We start from the raw sequence: 15,006 nt of genomic DNA on the forward strand, positions 1-15,006 counted from the left end.
CGCTGTGAAGGAATCGGCCAAGAGCAGGGCCACGTTCGTGTTTATCGCCACCGTGGTCCGACCCCTCATGAACCTGCTGATGAGCAAGGAATGGTCGGGAACGGAAAAGCTGCCCCCAGGCGGCTTCATCGCCGCGCCCAACCACTGCACGGAGATCGATCCGCTCGTAGTGGGCCATTTGCTCTACAACCAGAAACGTGCGCCGCACTTCCTGGCGAAGGCCTCCCTGTTCAAGGTCCCGGGGCTGGGGCCGCTACTGCGCGCCACCAAGCAGATTCCGGTGGAGCGTTCGACGGCGGGGGCGAACCGGTCGCTGCAGGTCGCCCAGGAAGTGGTTGCCGAGGGCGGCGCGATCATCATCTACCCCGAAGGAACCCTGACGCGGGACCCCGACCTGTGGCCGATGAAGGGGCACACCGGAGCCGCCAGGCTGGCGCTGGAAGGCGGAATCCCCGTCGTTCCCATCGCTCATTGGGGTGCCCACGAGGTCCTGCCGCGCTACGGCAGGAAGGTCCACCTGTTCCCGCGGAAGAAATCCCGGGTCGTGGTGGGCGACCCCGTCGACCTCAGCGCGTTTGCGGGCAAGCCGCTGGACAAGTCAACCCTCATCGCCGCCACAGCCGTCATCATGGATGCGATTACTGAACTGCTTGCAGGCCTGCGGAACGAAGAACCACCGGCTGAACGCTGGGATCCCTTCCGCCAGCAGGGGACGTCGGGCCGCGCGGAACGGCCCGGCGCGGGAACAGGGGCCCAGTGAACCAGGAACAGGCCCGGCAGGGCTCGGCCCGCTCCGTTGCCGTCCTGGGCGCCGGTTCCTGGGGCACCACATTCGCCAAGGTCCTTGCTGACGCGGCCCTGGCCTCAGGCGACGACCGCACTATCAGGCTCTGGGGCCGGCGGCCCGAGGTCGTCGAGCAGATTAATACGGCACACCTCAACACCCAGTACCTGAAAGATGTGCCACTGCCGGCGTCCATCACGGCGTCCACGGACGTGCAGGATGTGCTGGCAGGGGCGGAGCTGGTTGTCCTTGCCGTTCCTGCGCAGTCCCTGCGCCCGCAGCTGCGGGCGTGGAAGGACTTCATTGCGCCGGGCGCCGTGGTGGTGTCGCTCATGAAAGGCCTGGAACTCGACACGGATGCGCGGATGAGCGAGGTCATTGCGGCCGAACTCGGCCTTCCGGCAGACCGGATCGCCATCGTGTCCGGACCCAACCTGGCCATGGAGATCGCCCGCGAGGAGCCCACCGCATCCGTGGTCGCGTGCACCGACCCGGCCGTGGCCGGCTGGATCGCCAGAAGCTGCACCGCGCCGTACTTCCGCCCGTACACCACCACCGACACTGTCGGCGTGGAAATCGGCGGCATCGTGAAGAACGTCATCGCGCTGGCCGTAGGCATTTGCGAGGGCAAGCAGATGGGCGACAACACCAAAGCCTCCGTGATCACCCGGGGCCTGGCCGAAACATCCCGCCTCGCCCTGGCGCTGGGCGGAGAAGCGAAGACGATGGCAGGGCTGGCCGGCCTCGGGGACCTGGTGGCCACCTGTTCCTCACCGCTCTCCCGTAACCACACCGCCGGCCGCCTGCTGGGCCAGGGCCTCACCCTGGAGGAAGTGGGACGGCAGATGACGCAGACCGCGGAAGGCATCAAGTCCGGCCAGGCTGTCCATGAGCTGGCCGGCAAGCTGGGGGTGGACATGCCCATCACCGCCGCCGTCGTGGCCGTCCTGGCCGGAAAACTATCCGTAGACCAACTGGGGCCCGCCTTGCTGTCCCGGGAACTGAAACCTGAAGGCGATTACTGACATGTCCCATCACCAACTGCCGGCAGATGAACCAGACCGCCGGATAAAGCCCCGTGTCGCCGTACTGTTCGGCGGACGCTCAAGTGAGCACGCGGTCAGCTGCGTCACGGCAGCAGGCGTGCTCGGCGCCATCAACCGGGACAAGTACGACGTCATTCCCATCGGGATCGCCAAATCCGGCCAGTGGGTGCTGGCCTCCGGCGACACCGCCCAGTGGTCCCTCGCTTCGGCGTCCCTGCCCGAAGTTGAAGCATCGGACCGCACCGTGACACTTGCGGAGATCGGCGGCGAACACCAGCTGATCGTGGCAGCGCCCAACGAGGTTCCGACGGAGCTTGGCACCGTAGACGTGGTCTTTCCACTGTTGCACGGACCGTTCGGCGAGGACGGCACCATCCAGGGCCTGCTGGAGCTGTCCGATACCCGGTACGTGGGTGCCGGCGTACTGGCTTCCGCCGTCGGCATGGACAAGCACTACATGAAGGTGGTCTTCGAGGCCGCCGGACTCCAGGTCGGTCCCTACGTCGCCGTGACTGACCGGCAGTGGCGCAACGATCCCGAATTAGTCCGCAAGCAGGTGGACCGCCTCGGCTTTCCCGTCTTCGTCAAGCCGGCCCGGGCAGGCTCCTCGATGGGCATCTCCAAAGTGGACTCGCTGGCGGACCTCGATGCCGCCATCGAGGAAGCACGCCGGCACGACCTCAAGCTGGTTATTGAAGCCGGAATCGTGGGCCGTGAAATCGAATGCGCCGTTCTGGAAGGCCGCGGCACCGATGCTCCGCGTACGTCCATGCCCGGCGAGATCTCGGTAGCCGGCGGTGGCCACGAGTTTTACGACTTCACCGCCAAGTACGTCGAGGACGGGGCGGCGGCGCTTAGCTGCCCGGCAGATATTCCGGAAGAAGCCATCGCCCGGGTCCGGGAGCTTGCCGCAGCCGCGTTCGACGCAGTGGGGGCTGAAGGCCTGAGCCGGGTCGACTTCTTCTACACGGCCAGTGGCGACCTGATCATCAACGAGATCAACACCATGCCGGGATTCACGCCCAAGAGCATGTACCCGCAGATGTGGGCGGCCTCCGGGCTGGACTACGCAGAACTGATCGACGAGCTGATCTACCTGGCGCTGAACCGGAAAACCGGCCTGCGCTGATCCCCGCCGGCGGGGGCTACGGCCGCGCGTCCCGGATGAGCTCACGGGCCCTGACGGTGTCCGGGTGAAGCCGCAGGGACCGCTCGTGTTCGTCGATGTGGTCCACCACGCGGGCCGCCTGATCGGTCAGGCCCCACTGCGCGAAGAGTCGCGCATACGTCGGTCGATGGTTCGGCACCGGCACCCTCGTTGGATCGCCGCCGACCCAGGCAGCGAACTCAGCGCGGCCGCGCGTCAGGTTGAGAACGGGCAACACCTCGTCGTGCAATAACCGGGTCAGCGCGTCGACGGTCGGTGCGACCCAGTGGTAGGCCGGCTGGCCGCAGTGCACCGGCGCCACGCGGTCGGGGCTCGAGGGGACGTCCCGGCCAAAACCGGGCACGTGCGTGCCGGACATCACCCACACGAGTCCGGCATAGCTGGTGCCGTCGCCGGAAGTGCCTGCGCCGGGCGCGAGCGCGATGGATTGGACGAAGCCCTCGCTGCCTTCACGGTAGAAGTACCGCGGCCCAGTCGGCTTGTTCACGAATCCCGCCTGCCCGAGCAGGGGCAGCACCCCGGACGCCAGCCTGTCGACCGTATCGTTCGAAAGCACGCCGGTGGGTGCGGGCTTCCGGGGGGATCGGTTTACCTCAACGACAGCGCGGATTACCGCAGCCTTCACGTCAGCAATAGCCAGCTTCGTCCGCAGGTAGACCACCTCGCGATCCTCCGCCAGGATGTCCTCGATGCCCGCCTGGTCCGCCAGCGCCTGGTCCAGGCCGTCGTCGTAGGCATCGCAGCAGGAGCTGATCTCGTCGTCGAACCAAACCACCGTGTTAAAGCCGTCAATCTCGTCGGAGTCGTGCACGTCAATCCACTCCGGCAGCTCCTCGATCCCCGGCACCATGTCCGGGTGGCGCGCGATCAGCGGCCCGCCGGCCGCACATGCGGCGATCGCCGCAGTGACAGGGTCGTTTGACGTGGCCGGTCGCCGACCACCCTTCCTGCTCACACGCCAACGCATCGTTTGCCCCCGCATCCCCCACGAATTCGGGCTGACGCCCATCCTGCGCGCAATACTGTCGACAACAGTGACTTCTGTCAACGACCCGTAGTCGCCCCTAAGTGCCGTGCCCGGCGCTTACTGGCTGTCCGGCAGGTTCTGCAGTTCCTCCTGGCCGATGCAGCTGCGCTTCGCCGGGACCTTGCCCGCGGCATTGGCCAGTTCAGCCAGGACGGTGGCCGAGCTGATCTTATCCGGGTCCATCAGAATTTCGGTGGCAGGGGACCGGCCATAGGTGGTCAGCGTCCACACGGGGTCGCCTTCCTTCAGCAGCCAGTCGATTCCATTCACGGTGACGCAGCGGTCCGTGGTGGGTCCCGGAACGTTCACCCCGCACCGCAGGATCACCAGTGAGGGCTCGCCCCACGCCGCAGTGGCCTGGCTGTTCGTCTTGCGCAGCTTCGCGTCCCCGAGGGAATCAGGCAGCGCCACCATCATGGGCGCACAGGCCGGGTTGGCGGCATCCGCGGCGGCCGGGACGTCTACAGCCGGGGAGCAGGCGGCCAGTACCAGTCCGCAACACAATGCCGCCATAGTTCCCTGAGCCCTCGCGGATGTCCTTCCGCGCGGGAGGGACACGGAGAATCGGGAGAGGGCTCGCATGCCTTCCATCATCCCGGTTCCCGGAAGACGGTGCCAATTCCGCGGTGGCCGGGGTTTCGTGCGGCCCTGCGGCCCCCTCTGTCGGAGGCTGGCTGTAGCGTAGGAGCGTGCCTGAAAACCCCACGCGCCAAACCGGCGGATCCCGTTCGGTGGCCGAGTCCGCTGCCGCCATGCCGGACTCCGCCCTCACCGTTTCCCGCCTCTCCGAGCCAGAACTTCTGGCCCGAATCTTCCCCCGGCTCGAGCTGCCCGGGCACCATGCGGAAGCAACGTTGCTGGGCCCCGGGGACGACGCGGCCATCATCGCAGCTCCGGACGGAAGGACGGTCATCAGCATCGACACCCAGGTCCAGGACCAGGACTTCCGCCTTGAATGGCCCAACGGGTACCGCACCACCGGGTTCGACGTGGGCTGGAAGGCGGCGGCACAGAACCTCAGCGACATCAATGCCATGGGCGCCGCGGCCACGTCCCTGGTGGTCAGCCTCACGCTGCCGCCGGATACCCCGGTTGCCTGGGTGGAGGACCTCGCCGACGGCCTGGTGGCAGCGGTCCGCGAACTCGGGGCGGAGCGCTGCTCCGTGGCAGGCGGCGACCTCGGGCGGGGACGGGAGATTTCAGTGACGGCCGCCGTCATTGGAACGCTCGACGGCGGCAGGCCAGTACTTCGCTCCGGCGCGCAGCCGGGGGACACCGTCGCCCTGGCCGGTACTGCCGGGCACGCCGCGGCAGGCCTTGCGCTGCTGGAATCCGACATTCCGGCCTCGAAGCTCAGCCCCGCGCAGCAGGTCTTCCCCTCGCGCCAAAGCAGGCCCAGGCCGCCGCTGGCAGCCGGTCCGGCGGCCCGGCAGGCCGGTGCGACGGCCATGATGGATATCTCCGACGGTCTCCTGCGCGAGGGACTACGCCTGGCCACGGCAGGCGGCGTCGTCGTCGACCTTGAACCCGGAGCCTTGGACGCCCTCGCAGCAGTGCTCGCACCGGCGGCGGAAATCCTGGGAACAGATGCCCGCGAGTGGGTACTGGGCGGCGGCGAGGACCATGGCTTGCTGGCCACATTCCCGGCCGGTGTTCAGCTGCCGGAGGGATTCGCTGCGATAGGCTCGATACAAGCACCCGGACGTACGGACGGCCCGGGCGTGACGATAGCGGGCCGGCCCGCCGGCACCCGGGGATGGGATCATTTTGCACACTAAGGTAACCGCCAACGCGCAAGCGATGAAGCGGTGGTTGGGCAAGGCTGAGACGGCACTGGGCAACCACAGCGACCGGTTGAACGCCATCAACATCTTTCCGGTGGCGGACGGGGACACCGGCACCAACCTATACCTGACCGTCCGGGCCGCCGCCCGGTCACTGGCCTGCGACGATGCTACGGCCGCGCAGGCGGACGTGGGCGAAGTCCTGGCCGTCGCGGGGCGGGCCGCCATGGAGGAAGCACGCGGAAACTCGGGGACGCTCTTCTCCGTCTTCCTCTCTGCCGCTGCCGAACCGCTGGCCGGGCACACCCGGCTGACGTCCACCCTGCTCGCCGCTGCCCTGAACCGGGCACAGATCCGCGCCTGGTCCGCCCTCAGCGACCCCGTGCCGGGAACCATGCTGTCGGTGATGGAGGCCGCGGCGCGCGCAGCCGCCGCCGTCGACGCCGGGCAGAACGGCGATGACAGCAACCACGCCCTCGGGCTGGCACTGGACGCCGCCGTGGAAGGTGCGCTGGCCGCCGTCGTCCACACCGAAGACCAGCTCGCCGCGCTGGCCAGTGCCCACGTGGTGGATGCCGGCGGAGTGGGCATGCTCCTGATCCTGGACTGCCTGCGCTCGGCGGTGCTGGGTGAGGAACTGCAGGGTGAGCTGCTGGACGGACTCCACGGCTACGACGTCCAGGACCCGCACATCCACACGGACATGCCGGACGACGACGGCGTCGAAGTCATGTGCACTATCAGCCTGTCGCCGTTGAACGCCGCCACCCTGCGGCAGCGCCTGGACGAAATCGGCGAGTCGGTGATCATGAGCCAGGTGGGCAACGGCGCGGATCCGGAGGGCAACTACCGGTGGCGGGTGCACGTCCACGTCCCGGACGCGGAACCTGCAGTGGAAGCCATCCGGTCCCTGGGTGATCCGGACAACATCAGCGTCAGCGAACTCGCGCTGCCCCGGGAGCCTGTAGCGGGCACGGTGGACTCCCTCGCCAACGGGCATGACCGCTGAACTGGGCATGACCGCTGAACTGGACCTGGCGCTGGAGCGGCGCATCGGCAACCGCTCCGCGGCGGTCATTGAAAAGAACCTGGGCATCACCACGGTGGGCGGGCTCCTCACCTATTTTCCCCGCCGCTACCTGACCCGCGGCGAATTGACGCCCATCAATGAAATTCCCCGCGACGAGGAAGTCACCCTCATCGCCCGTGTCCTTTCCAGCAATACCCGGAAGATGGTGCAGCGGAAGGGCTCCATCACGGACGTGGTGGTCTCGGACGACGACGGACAGGCCGGCCTCCGCCTGGTGGGAGGCACCGACTACCGCGGGAAGGTCCCGGGGACGCTGAAGATCAGTTTCTTCAATGGGTTCCGCGCCAGGAACGATCTCCTGCCGGGACGACGGGCGCTGTTTTCCGGCAAGGTGACCAGCTTCAAGGGCGCACTGGGCCTGACCAATCCGGACTACCTCGTCCTGGACGAGGACCCGATCATGGCCGGGGGCGGGGACGCCGAAAAGCTGGCCGCCATGCCCATCCCGGTCTATCCGGCCACGGCCAAGCTGCCCAGCTGGAAAATACAGAAGGCCGTGGAAGCGCTGCTGGACACCATGGACCTCGATGCCCTGCCGGACCCGCTGCCCGACTATGTCACGGCCCGGGAAGGGTTTATGCCGCTGGCGGAGGCCTATCGGCTGGTTCACGCCCCGACGTCCGCAGACGACTGGAAGCGCGCGCGCCAACGCCTGCGTTACCACGAAGCCCTGGTGCTCCAGTCCGCGCTGGCCCGCCGCCGGGCCCAGATCGCGGCCGAGGAAGCCACCGCGCGGAAGCCCGTCCCGGACGGGCTGGTCGCGGCATTCGACGCCAACCTGCCGTTCACGCTCACTGCCGGCCAGGCCGCGGTAGATGAAACGTTCGCCGCCGAACTGGCCATGGATTCACCCATGAACCGGCTCCTCCAGGGTGAAGTGGGGTCGGGCAAGACCGTGGTTGCGCTCCGGGCCATGCTCCAGGTGGTGGATGCCGGGGGACAGGCTGCCCTGCTGGCCCCCACGGAGGTCCTGGCAGCCCAGCATTACGAATCCATCCGCCGCACGCTCGGTCCGCTGTCCGGCGACGGGCTCCTGGGCGGCCTGGGCAGCGCCCCTGCTGTGCAGGTTACGCTCCTTACCGGATCCATGACCACCGCAGCCCGCAAGCAGGCCATGCTGGACGCGGCCTCGGGCACGGCAGGGATTGTGATTGGCACCCACGCCCTGCTGAGCGACAACGTCTCCTTCTACGACCTCGGCCTGATCGTGGTGGATGAGCAGCACCGGTTCGGTGTGGAGCAGCGCGACGCCCTGCGCGCCAAGGCACGCAAACCGCCGCACCTTCTGGTCATGACCGCCACGCCCATTCCACGGACCGTGGCCATGACCGTGTTCGGCGACCTTGAAACGTCCGTGCTGGACGAGCTCCCGGCCGGCCGCGCCGGAATCACCACCCATGTGGTGGGCCTTGCCGAAAACCCCGGCTGGGCAGGGCGCATCTGGTCGCGTTCACGTGAAGAGGTTGACGCGGGCCACCAAGTGTACGTCGTGTGCCCCAAGATCGGAACGGACGACGACGGCGACTTCAGCCCGGGGGAAGCGGAACCTCTGGGCGGGGGTCCGGCAGGGGCGGACCTGGACAACGACGGTCCTGCCCGGGAGCTCGCTTCGGTGACCGCCGTCGTCGAACAGCTGGCCCAGGAACCCGCGCTCGCCGGTGTTCCCCTGGCCCCGTTGCACGGCCGGCAGGACCCTGCCGTGAAGTCGGCCGCGATGGCGGACTTCACCGCGAACCGCATCAAGGTCCTGGTGTCTACCACCGTGATCGAAGTGGGCGTGGACGTGCACAACGCCACGCTAATGGTGATCCTCGACGCTGACCGGTTCGGCATCTCCCAGCTGCACCAGCTGCGCGGGCGGGTGGGCCGCGGCGGCCTGCCCGGCACCTGCCTCCTGGTCACCGCATTGGAACCTGGGCACCCGAGCCGGCGGCGCCTGGACGCCGTTGCGGCCACCACGGACGGGTTTGAACTGTCCCAGGAAGATCTCAAGCTGCGGCGCGAAGGCGACATCCTGGGCGCTTCCCAGTCCGGCGGGCGGTCCACGCTGAAGCTGCTGCGGGTCCTGGAACACGAGGATGTGATCGCCCGGGCCCGCGACGACGCCCACCGGATCGTCGCGCTTGATCCGAACCTCGCGGCGCATCCGGCGCTCGCGGACGCCATCGACAAGTACCTCAACCCCGAGAAGGAGGCGTTCCTTGAACGCGGTTAATAGGGTGCCGGCCGTTGCCGCTGGCCGTGCGGTGCGCCGTGCTGCCGGAAGGGGCCGGCGATGAGCCGGATTGTTGCCGGGGCGGCAGGCGGGATGCCCCTCACGGGCGTGCCCGGGTCCCTCACCCGGCCCACCACCGACCGGGTGAAGGAAGCACTGTTTTCCCGGCTGGACGCTTTTGACGTCATCTCTGGCGCGCGGGTGCTGGACCTGTACGCTGGCTCCGGCGCGCTGGGCGTCGAAAGTGCCAGCCGGGGGGCGCAGGCGGTGGACCTTGTAGAGTCCGACGCCAAGGCCAGCGGAGTGTGCCAGCGGAACGCGGACCTCATCAACGGGATCGTGGGCCGCAAGGCCGTGACTGTGCACCGGTCCAAGGTGGAGCCGTTCCTGGACCGCGTTCCGGAGGCAGCAGCTTGGGAGCTGGTGTTCCTGGATCCGCCATACCCGCTGGACGAAGTGGCCCTCTCGGCGGTCCTTGAGAAGCTCTCCGCCCATCTGGCACCCGGTGCTGTGGTGGTGGTGGAACGGTCATCCCGTTCACCGGAACCTGAGTGGCCCGGAGGGATGGCCCGCTTTGCGGAGAAGAAGTACGGAGAGACGCGGCTCTGGTTCGCTGAACCCGCGGTGCCTGACGCGATCGACGGCGACGACCTGCCGCAAGCCTGACAGGCAGTCCCGATCCTTCCGCCGCCCACGTGACCCTCCGGCCGGTCAGCCGCCCAGCGGGTCCAGGTCGGGGCCTGTCAGGACCCGGGCCGGGTGGGGGCCGCGTGCTGCCAGTTGGACACTCCATTCCGCCGGCCATGCGGTCTGGGTTCCGGCCAGGATGATGTTGCCCGGATAGCGCCCCTCGAACATGCCTGCCTCGGCAACCGCGGCCACGTCAGCCATAGCCTGGCGCATGGCTGCAACCTGGCTGCGCACCAGCGTCAGGCCCGGCTCGTCGCCAACGTTGACCACCAGGATGCCGGCGGCGTTCAGCCGCGCGCGCACCTCTCTGTAGAAATCGGCACAGGCCAGGTGGGCCGGGGCCTCGGGACCGGAGAAAATATCCAGGATGACCACGTCGAAGCGGAGCTCCGGGTCCAGCCCGGCAAGCTCGGCGCGGGCATCGCCCGTGACAGCGTGCAGTTCCGTACCGTCCGGCAGCGGCAGGTACCGGAGCACGAAGTCCAGGAGCTCCCGTTCGAGCTCCACCGCGTACTGTTCCGAGCCTGGCCGGGTTGCCTGGATGTAGCGGGCCAGGGTCAGTGCGCCGGCACCCAGGTGCAGGGCGCGCAGGGGAGCACCTGCCGGGGCCGCAAGATCCACCAGGTGGCCGATCCGGCGGAGGTACTCGTAGAAGATCTCCTCCGGGCGTGCGAGATTCACGTGCGACTGCTCCGCGCCGCCGATGCTGAGCACGAAACTCCCTTCGGTGAAAGCGTCGGCTTCGATGGACGCATGCTGGCCCGCACCGCGAAGGAACCGCGAGGCCGGAATGTCGGTCCCCGCCGGCATCAGAGCTTTCCGCCCAGGGTGGCCAGCCGTCCGGCGGCTTCCTCCAGGACGTCCACCTTCTTGCAGAAAGCGAAACGGAGAAGGCTGCGGGTGCGGCGTGCGCCTTCATCGTGGCAGAACACCGGCACAGGGATGGCTGCAACGCCCACCAGCGCGGGTAGCCGGCGGGCAAGGTCCACCGCGTCGCTGATGCCCAGCGGGGCGGTGTCCACGTTGATGAAATAGGTTCCCTGGGGTGAGAAGACCTCGAAGCCGGCTGCCCTCAGGCCGTCGCCCAGGATGTCCCGCTTCCGCGCCAAGGTGGACGCAACGCCGTCGTAGAACGCGTCCGGAAGCGCAAGGCCGGTCGCGACGGCCGCCTGGAACGGGGTGCCGGAACTGTACGTCAGGAACTGCTTGACGGTCCGGACGGCAGCTACGAGATCTTCCGGCCCCGTCAGCCAGCCGATTTTCCATCCCGTGAGCGAGAACGTCTTTCCGGCGGAGGAGATGGTCAGCGTTCGCCCGGCCGCGCCGGGCAGGGTGGCCACTGGAATGTGGCTGGCGCCGAAGGTGAGGTGCTCGTACACCTCGTCCGTGACGATGATGCTGCCGTGCTTGACCGCCAGGTCCACGACGCGCTGCAGCACGTGACGCGGGAAGACAGCGCCTGTGGGGTTATGCGGGTTGTTCAGCAGCACTACGCGGGTGCGTTCGCTGAAGGCCGCCTCCAGCGCCGCCATGTCCGGCATGAAGTCGGGAGCCAGGAGGGGAGCAGTCACGTGGGTGGCGCCGGAGAGCCCGATCACTGCCCCATAGGAGTCGTAGAAGGGCTCCAGCGTCAGGACTTCATCGCCCGGCCGGCAGAAGGCCAGCAGCGCGGCCGCGATTCCTTCGGTGGCTCCGGTGGTGACGATCACTTCCGCCTGCGGGTCCGGGGTGAGGCCATAGAAACGCTGCTGGTGTGCCGCCACAGCTTCGCGCAGTTCCGGGATACCCTTGCCGGGCGCGTACTGGTTGGCTCCGGCAGCGATTGCAGCGCGGGCGGCCTCGCGGATTTCCAGCGGACCGTCCTCGTCCGGAAAACCCTGGCCCAGGTTGATGGCGCCGGTCTTCGCGGCCAGGGTGGTCATCTCTTCGAAGATGGTGACGCCCAGGCCGCCGTCCGGGGACAGAAGGTTGGCTCCGAGGGCCGTGCGCTGCCAGGGAGCAGGCTCCGTGGAGGGGGAAAGTTCCGCTGCTGGATGCATCCAGTCATGGTATCCCGGCGTTTCCATACGGTAGGTTCGGAGCATGAGACGAGCGGTGTGCCCAGGATCCTTCGATCCCATCCATAACGGCCATCTCGAGGTCATCGCCCGGGCCGCGGGCCTCTTCGACGAAGTCATCGTTGCGGTGTCCACGAATCCTGCCAAGAAGTACCGGTTCACCCAGCCCGAGCGCTTGGAAATGGCACGGGAAACGCTGGCTTCACTTAAGGGCATCGTGGTGGAACCCGTCGGGGAGGGGCTGCTTGCAGAGTACTGCCGGCAGCGGGGAGTCTCCGCGATCGTCAAGGGCCTGAGGTCCTCCTCGGACTTCGACTATGAACTGCCGATGGCCACCATGAACCGGCAGCTCAGCGGCGTGGAGACCGTCTTCCTGCCCGCGGAGGCGCACTACCTGCACCTGTCCTCAACGCTGATCAAGGAGGTTGCGGGGCTGGGCGGGGACATCTCCGATTACGTGCCGCGTTCGGTGCTGCGGCGGATGTCCGCGGGCGCGCCTGCGGCGGATCAGCGGCCGAACGGGTAGGCTTGACCGGTACTTCGGCGCCGCCGGTTTGCTGGTTTGAGTCCCTGCGGCTCTTCAGGCTAAGATGGTACGTCGGTCATATGTTCAACAGGAGTTCTCATTAAAAGAGATGCTGGTTCGCCCCTGGCGTTCGACGTCAAGGACCTCGGGCGCAGTCCGGGAAGCATGCGGACACTGAAGGAACATGTACCCGCACCAGGTGACCTTGGTGTGGCGCTCATTGGCGTTCAGGAAGGCTCGGACATCGAGCTGGACCTGAGGCTTGAGGCCGTACACGAAGGAATTCTGGTATCAGGAACCGCGCTCGCCGAAGTAACTGGTGAATGCGGCCGATGCCTGGATCCCCTTGCGTATGACCTTGAGGTCAATGTGCAAGAACTTTTCTTCTACGAAGGCGTCCAGCTTTCGGATGGAGAAGAAGATGAAGAGCAACGTCGAGTCGAGCACGATGTAATCGATCTTGAACCGGTGTTGCGGGACGCAGTGGTGACCATGCTGCCGTTCCAGCCGGTGTGCCGGGAAGACTGCCAGGGCCTTTGCTCCGAATGCGGAGTTCGCCTGGAAGACGAGCCGGGGCACCACCACGAGGTCCTTGATCCTCGCTGGGCTGCCCTAGCTGATATGGCTAAGCCTGACCGGCAAAATTGATTTGTACGTGTTTGTCTAGAGAGAAATGAGTTAGCCGTGGCTGTTCCCAAGCGGAAAATGTCTCGCTCGAATACCCGCGCCCGCCGCTCGCAGTGGAAGGCGACCGCACCCCACCTGGTGAAGACCGTTGAAAACGGCCAGGTCACCTACAGCCTGCCGCACCAGGCAAAGGTCGTTACCGACTCGGCTGGCACCGCGCTGTTCCTTGAGTACAAGGGCCGCAAGGTCGCGGACGTCTAATCGGCCGCCAGGCTGACGCGATGTCTTCAACTGAAGAGCTTCTGAAGCGTCTCGGTGTCTCTATTGACGCCGGGACGCTTCGTCTTGCGCTGACCCACCGTTCCTACGCCTACGAAAACGGCGGCATCCCCACCAACGAGCGGCTGGAGTTCCTGGGGGATTCCATCCTGGGCTTCTCTGTCACGGATGCCCTGTACCGGGACAATCCGGACCTGCCTGAGGGTGAACTCGCCAAGCGCCGTTCCGCCGTCGTCAGCACCCGAGCCTTGGCCGGGATCGGCCGCAGCCTGGGCATCGGCGAATACATTTACCTGGGCCAGGGCGAGAAGCTGACCCACGGCAAGGACAAGGCGTCCATCCTGGCGGACACCATGGAAGCCCTGATCGGCGCCACTTACGTCTCCAACGACATCGAGACCGCCCGCCAGCTGGTGATGCGACTGATCGGGCCGCTGCTCAAGGACGCCGCTGCGCTCGGCGCGGGGACGGACTGGAAGACCAGCATCCAGGAACTGGCCGCGAGCCGGCAGCTGGGCACCATCAACTACGCCGTGGACGGCACCGGGCCGGACCATGCCCGCACGTTCACCGCGGTGCTGCACGTTGGCGGTACCGCGTATGGCAAGGGCTCCGGCCATTCCAAGAAGGAAGCGGAGCAGGAAGCAGCCGCTGACGCGTGGCGCGCCCTCAACGGCGCCGGCGCAACCCAGTAACGGCCATGCCTGAACTCCCTGAGGTGGAAGTGGTGCGCCGCGGCCTGGCCACCTGGGTCCGCGGTCGCACCATCGAAGCGGCGGACGTGCTGGATGCGCGGTCCATCCGGCGGCACGCCGCAGGTCCTGCGGATTTCGTGGGGAACCTTGAAGGAGCCACCGTCACCGATGTGGTGCGCCGGGGCAAGTTCCTGTGGCTTCCGCTCGTGGATGGGGAGACGCCTGGGGGAAGCCGGCCGGAGGTGGCCCTGATGGCGCATCTGGGCATGAGCGGGCAGCTGCTGATGCAGGACGCCGGCGTCCCGGACGAAAAACACCTGAAGGTCCGACTGCGCCTCAGTGCGGTCGCCGGCATGCCGGGCCAGCTGCGGTTCGTGGACCAGCGGATCTTCGGCGGACTCTTCGTCACCGACCTGGTACCAACAGACGACGGCGGCCCCGGCGGGCAGGCGGAAAGCCCCCTGCCCCTGATCGCTGCCGAAGCGGCGCATATCGCCCGGGATCCGCTGGACCCGCACTTCTCCTTCGACCTGTTCTACCGCCGGCTGCGCGGGCGCAAAACCGGCCTCAAACGGGCCCTCCTGGACCAGGGCCTGGTGTCCGGAATCGGGAACATCTATGCGGACGAGGCCCTGTGGCGGGCGCGCCTGCACTATGCACGGCCCACAGACACCCTGCGTCGGGCGGACGCCGAACGGCTGGTGGCCGCCGCACGGGACGTCATGACGGATGCCCTCGCCGCCGGCGGAACCAGCTTCGACTCGCTGTACGTGAACGTCAACGGCGCCTCCGGCTACTTCGATCGGTCGCTGAACGCCTACGGCCGCACCGGCGAGCCCTGCCACCGGTGCGCGGCCGCCGGCATCAACGCCACCATCCGCCGTGAGCAGTTTATGAACCGGTCGTCGCACACCTGCCCGGTCTGCCAGCCGCGGCCCCGCAACGGACGCTGGTAGCGGAAAGCCTGCGCATCCCACGGCCGGGAGGTCCGCCGGGTTAGATTTGGTGTCAGCCCGGC

The 15,006-nt window shown here is 67.4% G+C and carries 16 protein-coding genes; 12 read left to right on the forward strand and 4 right to left on the reverse strand.

Going from position 1 to position 15,006, the window contains the following annotated elements; translation table 11 throughout:
• The first annotated feature begins 4 nt into the window (after positions 1 to 4).
• From ACFWIX_RS09830 to ACFWIX_RS09840, 3 genes are read left to right on the forward strand one after another with little or no spacing between them, the layout of a single operon-like run.
• Positions 5 to 760, forward strand: a complete 756-nt coding sequence (locus tag ACFWIX_RS09830; RefSeq protein WP_377215942.1) for a lysophospholipid acyltransferase family protein — start codon at positions 5 to 7, stop codon at positions 758 to 760.
• On the forward strand, positions 757 to 1,809 hold the full coding sequence (locus ACFWIX_RS09835; protein ID WP_377215943.1) for an NAD(P)H-dependent glycerol-3-phosphate dehydrogenase: 1,053 nt from the start codon (positions 757 to 759) through the stop codon (positions 1,807 to 1,809). Before ACFWIX_RS09830 ends, ACFWIX_RS09835 begins: the two co-directional genes overlap by 4 nt.
• 1 nt (position 1,810) lies before the next feature.
• The gene (locus ACFWIX_RS09840) at positions 1,811 to 2,959 is read left to right on the forward strand and encodes a D-alanine--D-alanine ligase family protein (protein WP_377215944.1); all 1,149 of its coding nucleotides are present in this window, start codon (positions 1,811 to 1,813) and stop codon (positions 2,957 to 2,959) included.
• Positions 2,960 to 2,975: 16 nt separating this feature from the next.
• On the opposite strand, the gene ACFWIX_RS09845 is transcribed toward ACFWIX_RS09840, so the two are convergent.
• Together ACFWIX_RS09845 and ACFWIX_RS09850 are read right to left on the reverse strand one after the other, a co-directional pair.
• On the reverse strand, positions 2,976 to 3,953 hold the full coding sequence (locus ACFWIX_RS09845; RefSeq protein WP_377215945.1) for a hypothetical protein: 978 nt from the start codon (positions 3,951 to 3,953) through the stop codon (positions 2,976 to 2,978).
• Positions 3,954 to 4,082: 129 nt separating this feature from the next.
• On the reverse strand, positions 4,083 to 4,538 hold the full coding sequence (locus ACFWIX_RS09850; RefSeq protein ID WP_377215946.1) for a DUF3515 domain-containing protein: 456 nt from the start codon (positions 4,536 to 4,538) through the stop codon (positions 4,083 to 4,085).
• Between the two features lie 239 nt (positions 4,539 to 4,777).
• Here ACFWIX_RS09850 and thiL point away from each other — a divergent pair, with 239 nt between their 5' ends.
• The 4 genes from thiL to rsmD are packed head-to-tail and all read left to right on the forward strand — an operon-like array spanning position 4,778 to position 9,780.
• Positions 4,778 to 5,803 carry a thiamine-phosphate kinase gene (gene thiL / locus ACFWIX_RS09855; RefSeq protein ID WP_377216183.1) on the forward strand — a complete coding sequence of 342 codons (1,026 nt, stop codon included), beginning with the start codon at positions 4,778 to 4,780 and terminating at the stop codon, positions 5,801 to 5,803.
• Positions 5,804 to 5,825: 22 nt separating this feature from the next.
• Positions 5,826 to 6,818, forward strand: coding sequence for a DAK2 domain-containing protein (locus ACFWIX_RS09860; RefSeq protein WP_377215947.1), 993 nt, complete (start codon positions 5,826 to 5,828; stop codon positions 6,816 to 6,818).
• A gap of 7 nt (positions 6,819 to 6,825) precedes the next feature.
• The gene (locus ACFWIX_RS09865; protein ID WP_377216184.1) at positions 6,826 to 9,114 is read left to right on the forward strand and encodes an ATP-dependent DNA helicase RecG; all 2,289 of its coding nucleotides are present in this window, start codon (positions 6,826 to 6,828) and stop codon (positions 9,112 to 9,114) included.
• Positions 9,115 to 9,174: 60 nt separating this feature from the next.
• Positions 9,175 to 9,780 (forward strand): 16S rRNA (guanine(966)-N(2))-methyltransferase RsmD, encoded by a 606-nt coding sequence (gene rsmD, locus ACFWIX_RS09870; protein WP_377215948.1) that lies wholly within the window; start codon positions 9,175 to 9,177, stop codon positions 9,778 to 9,780.
• Between the two features lie 45 nt (positions 9,781 to 9,825).
• Here rsmD and ACFWIX_RS09875 read toward each other — a convergent pair whose 3' ends face one another.
• Entirely contained in the window at positions 9,826 to 10,614 is a 789-nt protein-coding gene (locus ACFWIX_RS09875; protein ID WP_377215949.1) for a spermidine synthase, read from the reverse strand.
• Complete coding sequence (locus tag ACFWIX_RS09880; protein ID WP_377215950.1) at positions 10,614 to 11,843, reverse strand: aminotransferase class I/II-fold pyridoxal phosphate-dependent enzyme; 1,230 nt, start codon at positions 11,841 to 11,843, stop codon at positions 10,614 to 10,616. Before ACFWIX_RS09880 ends, ACFWIX_RS09875 begins: the two co-directional genes overlap by 1 nt.
• A gap of 43 nt (positions 11,844 to 11,886) precedes the next feature.
• Here ACFWIX_RS09880 and coaD point away from each other — a divergent pair, with 43 nt between their 5' ends.
• The 5 genes from coaD to mutM all read left to right on the forward strand — a co-directional run bounded on the left by coaD (position 11,887) and on the right by mutM (position 14,944).
• Positions 11,887 to 12,387 carry a pantetheine-phosphate adenylyltransferase gene (gene coaD / locus ACFWIX_RS09885; RefSeq protein WP_377215951.1) on the forward strand — a complete coding sequence of 167 codons (501 nt, stop codon included), beginning with the start codon at positions 11,887 to 11,889 and terminating at the stop codon, positions 12,385 to 12,387.
• Between the two features lie 123 nt (positions 12,388 to 12,510).
• Entirely contained in the window at positions 12,511 to 13,035 is a 525-nt protein-coding gene (locus ACFWIX_RS09890) for a YceD family protein (RefSeq protein ID WP_377216185.1), read from the forward strand.
• A 36-nt stretch (positions 13,036 to 13,071) separates the two neighbouring features.
• Positions 13,072 to 13,275 carry a 50S ribosomal protein L32 gene (gene rpmF, locus ACFWIX_RS09895; protein WP_009356569.1) on the forward strand — a complete coding sequence of 68 codons (204 nt, stop codon included), beginning with the start codon at positions 13,072 to 13,074 and terminating at the stop codon, positions 13,273 to 13,275.
• Positions 13,276 to 13,295: 20 nt separating this feature from the next.
• The gene (gene rnc, locus ACFWIX_RS09900; RefSeq protein WP_377215952.1) at positions 13,296 to 13,988 is read left to right on the forward strand and encodes a ribonuclease III; all 693 of its coding nucleotides are present in this window, start codon (positions 13,296 to 13,298) and stop codon (positions 13,986 to 13,988) included.
• A 5-nt stretch (positions 13,989 to 13,993) separates the two neighbouring features.
• Complete coding sequence (gene mutM / locus ACFWIX_RS09905) at positions 13,994 to 14,944, forward strand: bifunctional DNA-formamidopyrimidine glycosylase/DNA-(apurinic or apyrimidinic site) lyase (RefSeq protein WP_377215953.1); 951 nt, start codon at positions 13,994 to 13,996, stop codon at positions 14,942 to 14,944.
• Positions 14,945 to 15,006: the final 62 nt, after the last annotated feature.

The organism is Pseudarthrobacter sp. NPDC058362, from assembly GCF_042723515.1.
GTDB lineage: Bacteria > Actinomycetota > Actinomycetes > Actinomycetales > Micrococcaceae > Arthrobacter.